Origin of the sequence: Neoluteolibacter marinus (assembly GCF_014904755.1) — a bacterium.
GTDB classification, from domain to species: Bacteria; Verrucomicrobiota; Verrucomicrobiia; order Verrucomicrobiales; family Akkermansiaceae; genus Haloferula; species Haloferula marina.
The window spans coordinates 1-16,081 of the sequence record NZ_JACZFQ010000024.1; the positions used below are offsets into that span (position 1 = coordinate 1).

The 16,081-nt window shown below is 66.4% G+C and carries 6 protein-coding genes; 3 read left to right on the forward strand and 3 right to left on the reverse strand.

Annotated features, from left to right (window positions below; all coding sequences use genetic code 11):
* From gap to cimA, 3 genes are all read right to left on the reverse strand, one after another.
* A partial coding sequence (gene gap / locus IG178_RS07005; protein ID WP_226895058.1) for a type I glyceraldehyde-3-phosphate dehydrogenase occupies window positions 1-1,012 on the reverse strand: 1,012 nt, incomplete at its 3' end.
* 154 nt (window positions 1,013-1,166) lie between these two features.
* Window positions 1,167-1,742: a 3-keto-disaccharide hydrolase gene (locus IG178_RS07010; RefSeq protein ID WP_193211820.1), complete on the reverse strand. Its 576-nt coding sequence runs from the start codon at window positions 1,740-1,742 to the stop codon at window positions 1,167-1,169.
* A 59-nt stretch (window positions 1,743-1,801) separates the two neighbouring features.
* Window positions 1,802-3,385, reverse strand: a complete 1,584-nt coding sequence (gene cimA / locus IG178_RS07015) for a citramalate synthase (protein ID WP_193211821.1) — start codon at window positions 3,383-3,385, stop codon at window positions 1,802-1,804.
* 190 nt (window positions 3,386-3,575) lie between these two features.
* Between cimA and IG178_RS07020 the strand changes: the two genes are divergently transcribed.
* From IG178_RS07020 to IG178_RS07030, 3 genes are read left to right on the forward strand one after another with little or no spacing between them, the layout of a single operon-like run.
* Entirely contained in the window at window positions 3,576-8,987 is a 5,412-nt protein-coding gene (locus IG178_RS07020; protein ID WP_193211822.1) for a hypothetical protein, read from the forward strand.
* Between the two features lie 34 nt (window positions 8,988-9,021).
* The gene (locus IG178_RS07025) at window positions 9,022-12,330 is read left to right on the forward strand and encodes a hypothetical protein (protein ID WP_193211823.1); all 3,309 of its coding nucleotides are present in this window, start codon (window positions 9,022-9,024) and stop codon (window positions 12,328-12,330) included.
* Window positions 12,331-12,351: 21 nt separating this feature from the next.
* Window positions 12,352-16,002, forward strand: coding sequence for a hypothetical protein (locus IG178_RS07030; RefSeq protein ID WP_193211824.1), 3,651 nt, complete (start codon window positions 12,352-12,354; stop codon window positions 16,000-16,002).
* Window positions 16,003-16,081 lie beyond the last annotated feature (79 nt).

Sequence of the window (16,081 nt, forward strand, 5' to 3'; positions counted from 1 at the left end):
CGATCACGCGGTTGGAGTAGCCCCACTCGTTGTCATACCAGGACACGAGCTTGAAGAAGGTCGAGTTGAGCTCGATCGACGAGCCGGCATCGAAGATCGACGAGTGGGCGTCGTGGATGAAGTCGGTGGAAACCACTTCGTCCTCGGTGTAGGCGAGGATGCCCTTGAGGTAGGTCTCGGAAGCCTTCTTGAGGGCGGCCTTGATCTCGGCGAGCGAGGTTTCCTTCTCGGTCTTCACGGTCAGGTCGACGGCCGACACGGTCGGGGTCGGGACGCGGAAGGCCATGCCGGTGAGCTTGCCCTTCACCTCGGGGCAGACGAGGGCCACGGCCTTGGCGGCGCCGGTGGTCGACGGGATGATGTTGATCGCGGCGGAACGGCCACCCTTCCAGTCCTTCTTCGACGGACCGTCGACGGTCTTCTGGGTCGCAGTGTAGGAGTGGACGGTGGTCATCAGGCCTTCGGCGATGCCGAAACCTTCCTTGAGCAGCACGTGGACGATCGGTGCCAGGCAGTTGGTGGTGCAGGAGGCGTTCGAGATGATGTGGTGCTTGGCGGGGTCGTAGAGCTCGTCGTTGACGCCCTGGACGAAGGTGCCGTCCTCGCCCTTGGCCGGGGCGGAGATGATGACCTTCTTGGCACCGGCGGCGATGTGGCCCTTGGCCTTTTCCGCGTCGGTGAAGAGACCGGTGGACTCGATGACGACCTCGACGCCGAGTTCCTTCCACGGCAGGCCGTCCGGAGTGCGGGCGCTGACCACCTTGATCTCGTGGCCGTTGACCACCAGCACATCGTCTTCCTCGAGGTCCGGGGAGGACTTCTTCGATTCCACGGTACCGTTGAACTTGCCCTGGGTGGAGTCGTACTTCAGCAGGTAGGCGAGGTTGTCGGCCGGAACGATGTCACCCACGGCGACAACGTTGAAGGTGGTTCCGAGATGGCCCTGCTCGACGAGGGCGCGGAAAACGAGGCGGCCGATGCGCCCGAACCCGTTGATGGCGATGGTGGTCATGATGGTAGGTCGTGGTGGCTGCACGATGCAGCCGTTATGCCGGCAGTCAATTCGCCGCCGGGGGGCGGAATTGTGCACGGGCTCCCCCATGCGTCAATCCCCCCGTGAGTCAGGAAAAACAACAGGGATTGCAGCGGAGCAAAAGCCGTGCCGCTCAGTGTGAATCCACTGTCACGTCGCGGAATTCGATCTTCATTTTCACCCCGGGATGGACCTGCAGCCCCACCGGCCCCGACTCCCTGGCGGTGTCGGAGTGGTATTCGATCACCTGCGTGCCGTTGAGCGACACCGTGTAGGTGTCGCCCTTGGCCACGATCTTCATGTGGTTCCATTCCCCGGCCTTGAGCAGATCTTTCACGCCCTCGGCCTCCTGCGGGTAGCCGCCCTTGCTGCCGATGTAGGGCGAGCAGGTCAGGTCGCGCTTCAGCGAGCGCGAGACGCCGATCTGGATCTGGTCGACCTCGTGGCGAAGGAACACCCCGGAGTCGATGTCGCCCGAGAAACGGAAGTCGAACTCCAGGGTGAAGTCCCGGAACTCCTTCTCGGTCCACAGCACCGAGCCCTGCTTCTTGTCGTCGCTCTCCCCTTTCAACACGCCGTCGGCCGCCGACCAGTAGGCCGCACCCTTGGTCTTCCAGCCCTCGAGGCCGGTTCCGTTGAAGATCTTTTCCGGGGCGGCCGCGGCGAAACCCGGCAGCAGGAGGGCGGCAATGAGTGCTTTGTGGTTCATCGATGGCAAGAAGCCATGGCTACGGACCGGACCGCCGCCGGCCTATCGAAAAACCGGTCTCATTTCCCGCGACGGCGCTGGAGGAACAGGTCGATCCCGTCCACCAGGGCGATCCAGGAAGCTTCGATGATGTTCTCCGAAACCCCCACCGTTCCCCAGTCGCCCTGGCCGTCGGTCGAGACGATCAGCACCCGCGTCTTCGCGGCGGTGGCGTCGTGACCGTCGATGATCCGCACCTTGTAGTCGGCCAGCGAGACCTCCGCGATCTCCGGGAAAAACGGCAGCAGCGCCTTGCGCAGGGCCTTGTCCAGGGCGTTCACGACCCCGTGGCCCTCCGCGACGGTGTACTCCGCGACCTCGCCGACGTAGACCTTCACGGTCGCCTCGCAGACCGGCTCATGGCCGTCGCGGTACTGGCGGAAGCTGGTGTGGAATTCCTTCAGTTCGAAGGGCTTTTCGTAGCGACCCAGCTCGCGCCGGATCAACAGCTCGAGCGAGCCGCCGGCGGCCTCGAAGGAGTAGCCATCGTTCTCGAGCGCCTTGACCTTCTGCAGCACGGCCTTCGCCTCGTCGGAGCCCTTGTCGAGCTGGATGCCGAGCTGCTCGGCCTTGATCAGGATGTTCGACTGGCCGCTCAGCTCGGAAACCAGGATGTTCTGGCTGTTGCCGACGCTCTCCGGGACGATGTGCTCGTAGCTGCGCGCCAGCTTCTGGACGGCATTGACGTGCATCCCGCCCTTGTGGGCGAAGGCGGTCCGGCCGACGAAGGCAGCACGGGCGAAGTGCGGGTTGTTCGACACCTCGTCGACGAAATACGACAGATCCCGGAGTTTGGTGAGATCCGGCACGACCTCGAGGCCCATCTTGATCTGGAGGATCGGGATCACCGAGGTCAGGTTGCAATTCCCGGTGCGCTCGCCGTAGCCGTTGATCGTTCCCTGCACCTGCACCGCCCCGGCGGCAACCGCGGCGATGGCGTTGGCGACGGCCAGCTCGCAGTCATTGTGGGTGTGGATGCCCACGGCGACGCCGGGAATGCGGGCCGCCACGGCCTTGCAGATCTCGGCGACTTCGGCCGGCAGGGTCCCGCCGTTGGTGTCACAGAGGACCAGCGAATCCGCGCCGCCTTCCGCCGCCGCCTCGAGGGACGCCAGCGCGTGCTCGGGGGAATCCTTGTAGCCGTCGAAAAAGTGCTCGGCGTCGTAAACGACCTCGCGGCCGTTTTTCTTCAAGTGAGCCACGGTGTCGCGGATCATCGCGCGGTTTTCCTCGACGGTCGTGCGCAACACCTCGGTCACCTGGAGCTCCCAGCTCTTGCCGAAAATCGTCACCACCGGGGTCCCGGCTTCCAGCAAAAGCTGCACCTGGGCGTCCTCTTCCACCGGGGTGTTGGCCCGCCGGGTCGACCCGAACGCGGCCAGCTTGGCGTGGGACAGCTTGAGCTTCTTCGCCTCGCTGAAAAACTCGACGTCCTTCGGGTTGGAGCCCGGCCACCCGCCTTCGATGTAGTCCACCCCGAACGCGTCGAGGCGCTCGGCAATGCGCAGCTTGTCGCGCAGCGAAAGTTGGAAACCCTCTCCCTGGGTGCCATCGCGCAGGGTGGTGTCGTAAAGTCGGACCGGCTTGTCGGAAAGGACGCTCATGGTGGCGGGGCGCGGAGCCTAGGGTGGTCCGGGCCGCCCGGCAACCCGCAATCGGTACAGCGGAAAACGCCCGTTCCAGCCCTCCATTCACCGCAATTCAGGCAAATTGCACGCTTCCGTAAACCTGACCCATCCGGAGCTTCCTCTGATGCCGAATGCCCGATAGCGTCCAACTTTCACTTTTCCTGACATGATTTCCCTCCCCACCCGGCTGCTGCTGGTTTTCCTGGCAGTCCTCTGCATCGCCCGCGCCGAGTATACTCCCTCCATCCTGAACTTCACCATCGACTCCGGTGAGTATGTGATCAACTCCGACGCCTCAAGGGCGGGTGCTGCCTACGAGCGCGACCTGATCAAGGTGTCCGCCAATTTGTCGTTCACCTACACCGGCAGCGGCGCCAGTTCGGTCAACTATCGCTGCGACTACCAGCTGCTCGATTTCAACGACAACCCGGTGCTGCTCGACAACGGCAGCGGCGGCACGACGACGACCTATCAGGGCAGCGCCTTCAACATCTCCGCGTCGATCGGCACCACGGTCAACGACAGCTTCAAACCCGCCGAGTCGATCGGGTCCGACAAGCTCTACCGGGTCCGCATGCTGCTGAAACGCCAGGTCCCGCCGCTGGCCATCTACCAGCAGCAAGCCCAGGCGGACACCGCCCAGCAGCGCCTGATCCATTTCACCAACACCACCTCGAACGACGCCGCGGTCAATGTCCGCTGCTACATCGATTCGATCCAGTGGGTGAAGGCATTCGCCTGCGACACCGACCCCGCGAACGTCGCCTTCACCGCCTCCGCCACGCTCAAGCTGTTCCGCTACGACGGCTATCTTGCCGCGACGCCGGGCTCCGACATCGTCCCCCACCGGATCACCTACGAGCTCGTGGAAGCCTTCACCGGCAACATCATCGCGATCGCCGGCACCACCACCGGACCGGGCTACACGATGGAACAGCACGCGACCTCCGGCACCCTGGAAATTCCCTACACCCGCACGGTCACGCGCCAGTTCAACGTCAACCCGGATGTCCAGCTCGACCCCGTCAACAAGACCTACTATGTCCGTGCGACCTTGAGCCACGAGGAGGTCCCCGGCGATCCCCACGTCGAGGACAACATGCCCTACGCCGGTCCCGCGACCCGTCTGCTGCACTTCAATGGCACCGTGACCGCCGACAGCGGTGCGGACGCGATCGTGCTCACCTCGATCACCAACGACCCGTCGACCGGCTACCTGGTCCAGCCGAACCCGACCACGCCGACCCATCTTTCCACCGGCGTTGAAATCGGCGGTGCCCACATCTCCGGTGCGGACACCTGGAGCGTCGATTTCGCCGCCGGCGTCCCCTACACGCTGGAACTCTACCCGGACGGCACCGCGACCTACAGCTCGGCGACCACCGTCGACATCACCGCGCCGGACGCTCCCGACATCGGCACCTCGGCGGGAGTGCGCTTCCAGCGCGAGGCGATGTTCTTCAACAACGCCGGCATGCAGGGCAACGTGAAGGTGTTCCTGCCCGCGGGTCTGGGAGCCTACGCCGGCGATCCGACCGCTCCCTCCAACCACGTGCTCGACTCGGTGCTCGAAACCGGTGCCCGCCACTTCGACCAGGACCTCACCCCGGAGGCCGCCGTCATCGTCATTACCCCTCCCGGCCCCGGCGACGCCTGGCACATCCGCGAGGAAAGCAAACCCGTCGAGATCACCGCCCTGAACCTCCTCTGGAACGTCAATACCGGGGAGTTCGCCCCCGGCACGCCGGTCGGCGGGGTGGACCGCGCCCGCTACGTGCGCCGCTTCGAGGTCGATCTCCTCGACGCCGCCCCCATCGACCCCGCGGACAAGGAACTGTTCTCCAACGAACTCTACTACAACCACGTCAACCCGACTCCCGCCGCCCTGACCACCTGGGCCGCGGATGCCGACGGCGTGGCGGAAATGAACACCACCCTCGCAATCGATCCCGGCGGCTTCGCGGCGCATTTCCCGCTCGCGGCCGAGCTTTCCTGGACCACCCAGGGCAGCGTGGAAATCGACCGTGACGGGATCGTCCCCGCCACCTCGTCGCTGCCCGGCGCCGGCGTGGTGAGCATGAACTGGGCGCGCCAGTGCGACGACACCTGCGGTTCGATCGGCGACGCCACTGCCAAGCTCGATCCGACCATCACCGCGGCCGCGCTCCAGTTCACCCGTGACGGGGGGCTCGATGTCGCCGGTCCCTACATCAACTCCGGTTCCCGTCGCGACGTCGTGATGGGCTACATCGACGCCCTTTCCACGCCGACCGTCACCTACGCCCACGACACCACCACCTTCGACAACGGCCGCTTCCTGATGTCCGGCCATCACCTCGATGCCGGCGACTTTTCCCAGCCCGCCGACGACGGCCCCGGCGTGCTGCTCAACACCGGCTACGACCCTGCCGACCTCGACCAGGCCGAGCGCCCCGGTGACTCCGCCTATCTCGCCGGACTCGGCGACTATCCCGGGATGAACTACCGCGTCGCGGACGAAGCCGTCGCACCCACGGCGGTTTCGGTGCTCGGCGGTGAGCCCACCCCGACCTACACGCTGGGTTCCCGTTCGAAGTATTACACCCGTGCCGCCGGGGTCTCGGGGATCCACGAACCGACGGCCAATCCATTCACCGGACCTGTGCTGATCTACGGCTACGAGTTCGACTTCACCTCGTTCGGCCTGTCGTTCCTCGACAGCGAGGTCCACGACTCGATCACCGGGGGCAGCGTCGAGGTCCCCTACCCGTCGAACTTCACCCTCGCCTTCGACCCGCTCTTCTTCGACTGCCTCGGCGGCCTCACCACCGCCGAGATCCCCGGCGGATCGTTCCAGGACGACCTCGATTTCTGGAACGCGGACTTCACCGGTATCTCGGCGCACTTCCAGCCCGCCATCGGCGCCTCCTGCGATCCGTCCGAAGCCAACCTCGTCGTCGGCGTCCGGACCTTCGCCTCCAACATCGCCCCCGCCCTGGCCGGCTCGCTCGGTTTCCATCCCAACGGCAACCTCATCACCGCGGAGGACGGCCGGCTCGAAGGGATCGACTCCCGCCTCAACCTGCCCTCGGTCCTCGAGCTCGCCGGCCCCAACGGTGAAACCTACAACTTCTTCCCGACCCACGACGCCTACTACGAGAACCACGACCACTCGGCCGCCGGCGTCGGGCAGCTGTCATTCCCCGGATTGCTCGATGTCCCCTTCTTCGAGGACCTCGAGGTCCATTTCCAAACCGGAACCACCGGCGGCAACACCACCGATGCCATCCACATGATGGGCGGGTGGCCGGGAGACGGCGCGGTCACCGCCGCGACCTTCGATCCCGACAACCGCTCCTACCCGGCGGCGTCCAATCTCGCCGACTACCGCGCCGGCGTTTCCCCGGATCACCGGATCCACGCCCTGCAGGACTGGATCGGCGTGGTCCATTTCGACTACGAACTCGACTGGGACACCACGACGCGCTCGTTCCTTGCCGCCGCGCCGGTCGAGAGCGACCTCATGGTGGTGACCACCCGACACGAACTCACCTACCTCTCCGCCGAGAACGCGGAGATCGACTTCGGCGCGAACCTCGACCTCGGTTTCCCTGAAATCAACCTCTCGAACATCGCGATCGACCTGACCGAGAACACCGGGGTCCTCAGCGCGATCGAGTCGGCCATCTCGGAAAACGTCACCTCCGCCATGATCGCCGGCATCGACTCGTCCGCCGAGTTGCTCAACGACCGCATGGACGCCTTCTACGACCGCATCTGCGCGGAGTCGGTCGACCCGATCATCGACAGCCTCTACACGGAACTCGATGCCGTGACCGGCCTCGGCACGACCGCCGCGCGGATCGCATTGGTGGAGGACTACCTCTGCAACAACGCCGGTTCGGTCCTCGACACCCTGCAATCGATCGACGGCGCGGTGGGAGATGCCGGCACGGTCGTCGACGAGGTCGACCAGGCCCTCGCCCGACTGCAAATCGCCATCCGCACCGTCATCGGCCGGGTCGAAGTCCAGGGCGGCGAGGTGGTGCTCTCCACCGGAGAGATCACCGTTCCCGAAGAGGCGGTGATCACCGCCGGAGGCACCTTGGTCGAGGGCATCTTCGCCGACACCGATGGCGACGGCTACGATCTCGCCGAAGTCCTGACCGCCGCGCTGATCGAGGAACTCGCGCCGGACATCGCCAGCTCGCTTTCCGCGGTGCTCACCGACGTTGCCGGCGACCTCGCGGCGAAACTCCAGGACGAGCTCAACGCCCAGTTCGCGGACGCCGCCCCGACCCTCGAACAGGTGAAGCAAGTCCTGGTCGAGCTCCACAACGCCGTCCAACAGGTCCGCGACGCCGGGCTCCTCTACTCGGAGATCTCCGATGTCGTGCTCGCCGCGACCACCGAGATCGAGAACGCCGTCACCGCGGCCAAAAACGACATCAGCGACTTCCTCAACAGCGTCGACTTCGACGAATACTCGGCCGCGGAAGTCAAGGAGGTCATCCGCCTCGCGATCCGCGACCAGTTCAATGCCTCACCGGCCATCGCCGCGATCCAGGCGACCGTCAAGGCCTACGTCTACGACATCGACGCCGCGATCAACGAGGCCATCGCCTCGGCCTTCGGCGAGGTCAACCGGATCATCGGCCGCCTGCTCGACGACGCCCTGCCCGCCGACACCGCGCTGGCCGGGATGCTCGGCGACGTCGCCGATGTCGCCGCCGCCGGCAGCCTCGACGGCTATGCCCACATCAATGGCGACGCGCTGCGCACGCTGCGGCTCGACGCCAACTTCCAGCTCAAGCTCCCCGACGAGTTCGAGTTCGCCGGCTACCTCGAGATCAACCAGCTCGATTCCGACGGCGACGGCTCCTGCTCCTTCGCCGGCGAAGGGGAATACGCCGCCGAGGTCAAGCTGTGCGCCACCGACATCCCGGTCTCCTGGAGCGGCGACGGACTGCGCTTCGACATCGGCACCAAGTTCACCTTCGACACCGCTTCCGGCTTCGCCCTCCGCGGCTTCGGCGGATCCTTCGAGATGACGCAGGGTGAGATCGGCTTTGAAAGCATGGCCGTCACCTCGCTGGGAGCGGCCGCGATGTTCGGCATCGATGAAAACTACCTCGCCGCCGAGGTCGGACTGAAACTGGACTCCTACGAACTCGCCGGCGGCATCTTCTTCGGCCGCACCTGCTCCGTCGAGCCGCTCGAACTGGTCGACCCCGACGTCACCAAGGTGCTCGGCAGCCCGCCGTTCACCGGGATCTACGCCTACGGCGAAGCCCAGATCCCGATCGTCAACGCGTCGTGTTTCTTCAACCTCTCCGCCAAGGCCGGCGCCGGGGTGTTCTGGTTCGAGGAAGGCAACACCTTCGGCGGCAAGATGGTCGTCGGCGCGACCGGCCGTGCGCTGTGCGCGGTCGGTGTCGGCGGCGACCTCACGCTGATCGGATCGAAGAGCGGCAACAACTACTCGTTCTTCGGCAAGGGCCGCGTCTGGGGCGAGGTCGGCAAGTGCCCGATCTGCACCAAGTTCAGCGAACAGGTCGAGTTGACCTACAAGAACAACAAGTGGTCCTACGATTTCTAACACCCCCACGCTTCCCTTTCCGCCTCCCCGAGCCATGACCCGACTTCTCACCTTCCTGTTCCTGGTGCTGCTTCCGCTGGGCGCCGTGTCCGCGCAGAGCGACCTGCGGTTTCTCTCCGCGACCACCTTCAGCGACCCGACGAGCGACCACAACTACGCCTACCTGCTGTGGCAGGCAGAGGACCCCAACCAGCTCCGCGACCTCGACTTCGAGGTCTTCGCCAAGGCCGGCCCGCCGGGATCCGGGAACGCGTTCACCCGGCGCGGCCGAATGTCGCTGCAAACCAGCGTCCCCGTCATTTCCGCCCTGCTCGACACGACCCCGGACAGCCTGGTCCAGGCGACCCTGCTGGAAGAACGCATCGACGGCCTGTTCGGATCGCTCCTGCCGGCCATCGACCTTTCCCTCGAGATGAAAATCTCGGGGGTCCTGCAGGTCGCACAGACCGACCCCGATGTTTTCCGCCGCCTGCTGTTCTTCTCGCGCACCCATCCCTTCATCGGCATCGTGATGGGCACCGCCGGTGCCTACCGGATCAACAACAACACCGTCACCTTCGAGCTGCGCGGCGGCGACGGCGACGCCGCGGTGGTCGAAGGCCGGGTGATGGTCGACCTGACCAGCCCCACGGTCATCCCCAAACCCGGACCGCCGGTCCATGTCACCGACGACAGCGCCTCCGGCCACCTCAACGTCAAGCTCCGCTGGGGCATCCCGGACGGGCTCGCCCGCCGCACCGCGCTGACCTACGGCTACGACGTTTACCGGATCACCCGGAGCTTCGCCGAAGCCGGCGGGCTGCATGTCACCCCGCCGACCCCGGCGGCAATGACCGCGCTGCTCGGCTCCGATCCCGCGGACGTCGTTCTCGTCAACCGGGTGCCGATCATGCCGATCGCCATCCTCAGCCTGGCGGAGGCCGCCGACCTCGGTGCCGATCCCGACACCGCATTCATCACCGACGACAACGGCGTGATCCTCGACGGCGGCGTTCCCCTCGAAGACGGCGACCAGTTCTACTACTACGTCGCCGCCCGCGACCTGCTGGGCCGGCCCGGGCTGGTCTCGGATGCCACCCTCGTCACCTTCTGCGACCGCCACCGCCCCAACCCTCCAGTGCGGGTCCGCGTCAACCACATCCATGAGAACGGATCGACCCCCGGGGATTTCCTGCGTGTCTCGTGGGAGGCCCCGCCCTCCGGCGACACCCCCGACGCCTACTACGTTTATCGTTGGGAGAACCCGCAGGAGATGCTCGCCGCCGCGGCACCCTTCAATCCCGCGGCCAACCGCATCGCGGGTCCCATCCCCCACGATCCCGCCGTCACCCGCTACTCGGTCGATGACACCGGCGCCGGTTCCCCCTTCCTCGTCCCGGGTTCCTACCGGACCACCGGTGACGACGGGAAGACCTGCTGGTATTCGGTCCGCGCGGTGAAAGGCTCGGCCTGCGGCGACCTCGCCAGCGGCAACTCGAGCCCCGGCTGGGGCGTGCTCCGCGACCGCGTCGGCCCCGATGCCGTCGGTGCGAACTCGGTGGTGACGACCCGCATCGGACCGGAGATCACGATGGGGAAAATGACCACCCGCAACCTGCTGCCCGGCGAAACCGCGGCGGACTACCGCGGCACCGGCGACCATTACATGCGGATCACGGTGACCCAGGCGGACCCGCGCATCGAGGGCGCGATCGTTTACCGCGGCATCGACAACGGCAATGATCCGCCCTCGTTCATTCTGCAGGGCGCCAAGCAGTTTTCTCCGAGCGACGAAGTGCTCGAGGTCAAGGTGGCCGTCCCGGCGGACTACTTCGGCCGCACCGACGAGGGCCTGCTGGTCCTCGCCCGCGACATCGAGGGCAACTGGGCCTTCAAGGCACTCGTCGCGGAAGCCATTCCCAATCCCGACAACACCCGCGTCGTCGAGGTTCCCTTCTTCGCCGACATCGCGGAAAGCACCTCCGTCGTCAGCGGCGGCGGGGTCAAGGGAGACGACATCCACACCACGGTCGATCCGGGCACGGGTGCCGCCGTCCCGACGGTGATCACCTTCAACCCGTCCGACGACGCCCGGGAGTACAAGCTCTACAAGCGCATCGACGGCGGCCCCTTGTTGCTGGTCGAGCAGGACGAGGTCGTCGATGCCACCCTCGACGTGGTGATCGAGGACTATGCGCTGCCGGCGAATTCCTGCGACCTCTGCTACTTCCTCCAGTACTTCGACGAGCACGGCAATCCGAGCCCGCTGGTCCCGCTCGGCTGCGTCCGCACCACCAGCAAGGTGGACATGCCCGTGCCCATCCTTTCCCAGGCGGAGAAAGCCGGCACCGACGCCAGCCCGCAGGTGACCCTCCGCTGGTTCTGCGAAACCGAAGGTGTCGAGCGCTTCCGCGTCTACATCCACGACGGCGACACCCGCGTCCCCGTCAACTACTCGAACAAGCTCCGCCCAGCCACCGTGGCGACGTCGGTCGCCGTCCCCAGCGGCCCGCCGAGCTTCGGCTTCCCCACCATTCCGGAGCCTCCTTCGGGCTCGTTCGGGGGATCCGCCATGGGTTTCACCCCCTACCTGACCGGCCGGGTCGGCGGGGACTTCGGCAATCCCGCCGCGCCGAACGAATTCGAGATCACCCTCAACGTCGCCGCCGGCCGCGACTATGAGTTCTACATCGAAAGCGTTTCCCCGGCCGGCGACCGGTCCGATCCCTCCAATGTCGCGTCCTTCACCTGGACCTTGGCGGACCCGGCGACCGGCCCCCAGGTCCCCTGGCCGGCCCGCTCCCTGCCGCCGAAGGATCCCGGGTTCATCAACGGACTCGAGGCGGACTACGTCGAGAACACCAACGAGGACCGCTTCTACGCGGTGATCAAGATCGGCGAGGTGACCGCGGCCGACCAACCGCTGGTGGTGCCCGGGGTATCCGGCAGCGAGGCCGGGGTGCCCTTCCGCTACCCTCCTTACTACCGCGACTCCGACGGGGACCTGGAACTCTACACCAGCCAGGGCGGGGAAACCGCGCTGCCCTTCGTCCTCTACCGCTATCAGGTCGCAAATTCCTACTTCCCCGAAGTGTCGGGCGACGTCGTGCAGGTCTCGCCCAGGATCGACCGGATCCGCACCGGCCCCCACCCCGAAGGCGGGTTGCTGGTGGCAATCTACGATCCCTTCATCGAGTTGCTCTACGACGCGAAGAACGGCAACTACGGCGTCTACCTGAAGGACACCCAGGGCGTCGTCCGCGGCTCCTCCTACGTTTACGTGCTGCTCCGCTTCAAGGACAACGGCGAGATCGACCGCGCCGTCCCGACCAACGAGCTCTTCATCCCCTTCGTCGATCCCTGAACCGACCACCCCCGATTTCCCATGCGCTTCCTCTTCGTGCTCCTCCTCGGCGCGGCGCCCGCCTGGTCGCTGGACAGCCGCCACACCTACACCACGCCCGACGAACTCCAGGGTTTCGGCGACTTCAACCACGACGGACGCCTCGACGTCATCGTCGTCGAACGGAACTCCGGTCTCTACCGCCTCGGCAGCGGCCAGCCGGACGGCTCCTTGCTGTGGTCGAATGCCCGCCCCACCGGTTGTCCCGGCGCGGAGTCGCTGGCCGTCGGCACCGTGACCCCGGCGGTCAATCCCGTCTTCCTCGTGACCGGGCGATCCGCCAACCAGGTGTTCCTGATCGACCCCGCCACCACCTACACCCGCCCCCTGACGATCTCCCCGCCCGGCATCGGCCCGGCGTCGGTCGCCGCGGTCGACCTCAACCTCGCCGGCAATGATCCCGCCCTCCTCGACCTGGTGGTATCGACCCACTGGGATTCCCCGCCGAACCCCTACAAGCGCCATGTTTTCCAATCGCTGCCCGGGGGCATCAGCGCCGCCGCCACCATCAACACCGGCACCTCCCCGCTCGAGCGCATCTCCCGCGTGCAATTCGACACCGCGAGCGCGGAGATCTTTTCCGTCACGCTCCGCGGTGCCAGCGACACCTTCCGCTTGATCGACGCCACCAACCCCGGCCTGCCGGTGAAGGCATCGCTCACCGGACTTCCCGCCGGCATCGAATTCGTCCACTCCCCCTTCCTCGGCACCGCCCTGTCGCAGTTCGTTTTCTTCACCCCCGGTGCTCCCGGGATCACGTTCTCCGCATGGAGCGGCTCTTCGCTCACCGGACCGGACGCCAAGGTCATCGGCCCCGATCCAGTGCGCTCGGTGCACCTCACCGACAACGGCACGCGGATCGGCATCGCCGTGATCTACAACGACGGCAGTCACGCCGACCTGTTCACCTTCGACGCGGCGGGCAACCCGCTACCGGAAGGCACCGTCAATCCGCCCGCCGGCGAGACGCTCAAAGGCATCCTCGCCACCGCGCCGGGCCGATTCTCCGCGCTGTCGGGGCCGCCCGGTGCCTCGTCGACGACGACCACGCCCTTCAGCCATGACGGCTCCGGCTGGATTCCCGGCGCCGCGACCCCGCTGCCCGCCCTCGAGGCTGTCACCACCCGCGCCAATGTCTTCCTTTACGACAAGGAACCGGTGGTCAATGCCGACGCCAAGCTGGTGGAAGCCCTCCACATCCCCGACTGGACCAGCACCTTCAGCATCGGCGGCTCGCCGTCGGAGATGACCTTCTCGGTCGAGACCTTCGGCGGCGAAAGCATCGGCCTCGACAGCGCCCCCTCGACGGTCATTCCCGGGCCGCTGCCGGCCACGAACAAGGCGCTGCTGAACCAGAATCTCCCCGAGGTCTCGGTCAGCTCGACCTCGACATCGCTCGGCGTGGTGCCCTTGCAAATCTCCATCGACCCGCCAGCCGGCACCTACGCCCGGCATGTCGCCCCGCAACTGGTGGTGCCCGATGCCACCGGCATCAGCGCCTGGTTCCGCACCGATCCCGCCGCCGCCTGGAGCAGCTACACCTTCGGCACCCCGATCACGCCTCCCGGCGACACCTTGCAACCCTTCACCGTGTGGTTCTACGCCGAGGATAGTAGCCGGCGGTCCGCCATCCAAAGCGCGTCCTACACCTTCAGTGGTGCCCCGGGCGAACTCGACTCCGACGGCGACGGCGTCCCGGATTTCGTCGAGATCCAGAAAGGCCTCGACCCGCTCGCCGGCCCCGACAGCGACGACGACGGGCTCTCCGACCTCGAGGAACTGCTGCTGGGCTCCGACCCCGCGAACGGCAGCGAAACCGCCAGCTACGGCGGCGACATTCTCGATCTCCCGCCGTCGCGGACCAACGACGAGGACGGCGACGGCTTCTCCGACTTCGACGAGTGGGCATCCGGTTCCAACCCCTTCGACGCGGGATCCACCCCCACCGCCTCGTCGCTGGTGGAGTACCGCAACACCTTCGACCTGGACGTCCGCCCGCAGTCCCACTCCGGCACGGTCGCGACCCTTCCCGATCGCGATTCCTACCCCGAGGGCGATCCGGTGTTCTCGCCCACCGAGATCCGGGTCCACGACCTCGGCTCCTTCCTTCTCGGCGCAGCCCCGACCCGCGATCATTCCTCGACCTCCACCCCGGACATCCGCGCGCTGGTCCCCTCGCTGCCCGCCACCGGGCGAGACCTGTTCATGATCGCGTCCACGCCCACCGCCTTCGATTGCGAGCAGGACTCCAGCCTGCCCGGGTGGGGGCGCGAGCTGATCGGGTTGGTCCCGATTCCAACCCTCGACGCGGGCGCCGTCCCCTTCACCGCCACGGCAGCCTCGACCGCCGACGAGTGGATCACCGCCGCCCGGACCCACTATGCGGCGCTCCCGCACGAAGTGGTGTCCGGGTCGCTCGATCTTTACGACACGCTCGTCTACCTGCTCTGGGAGCGGATCACCGGCCTCAAGCTCGCCGAACGCGGAATTCTCACCGGCCCTCTCCCGCTGGGCCTGACGCCGTTCCGCGACACGGTTCCCGGCCAATCCCAAGCGGCATCCACCGGCCAGCTGTTGGATCTCCAGTCCTACATCGGGCCCGCCGATTCCGGCTTCCTGCTGCAGTCCATCGAAGCCGCAATCCGCTCCGAGATCCAGTCCCCGACCCACGTCCGCACGGTTGCCTTGAAGAAGCTGGCCAACGAGATCTACCGGATCTCCGTCGGGCTAGGCACCAGCACCCCGGGACTCTATCCATCGCCCTTCGAGACGCTGCGCACGGTGATCCGCGAGCTGCCCGCCGATGCCGGTGACGTGGACGGGATGATCGATTTGCCCGGGGCCGACGCGGTGCCACCGACCAGCTACGCAACCGTCCATGCCCTGAGTGCCACCGACATCAGCCGCGCCGACGCCGCGCTCGTCCATCTGCTCGGCCTGATCGCGCCGCGGCCGGTCCAGACCTTCGAAGTCACCGTCACCGGTTCCACCTTCGATGGTCCGGTTCCGGTCCTCCAGGACGATGCCACCCTGCTCGGCCTCCGCGCCTACGATGAGAACCGCAACCCCTTCGTCTTCCCGCAGTCGTTCGACCTTCCGCCCGGCACCACCCTTGAGATCCTCGCCTTCACCGACCGCACCGATCTTCCGGCGGGCGACGGGACCGCCATCGAAGCCATCTCCGCCGTCATCACCGGCTTCCCCGAGGGTTCCCCCGGTGACACCAACCAGAATGCCATCCCCGACGCCTACGAGGATTACTTCTTCGGGGGCGGGGTCGATCCTTTCGGCGACGCGGACGGAGACGGCTACATCAACCTGCAGGAAGCGCTCGACGGCACCCATCCGAACGATCCGGCCAGCATGCCCGCCGGTGATCCGTTGCCTGCCGGTATGCCACCGGTCGAGATTGCCCGGGCCGGCGGCAACCTGACCTTCACCCTCACCTTTCCCTCGGCCTATGGGGACCGGATCCATTTCTTGCTCCAGGATGCCGGCGGCACCTTGTCCGCGCCCTTCGTGGAGATGGTGGATGCGGCCACCGATGCAGGGTCAGATATCTATTCGCTGACCATCCCGCATCCCGGCAACACGCGGAACTTCTACCGCTTCCGCCTGGCGCTGCGCCCTTGAGTGATCTCCTTGCCGGGCACAAAAAAAATCCGCCCGGGCCATCCCGGGCGGACAAAATCAAGGACCGGACTCAGGGACG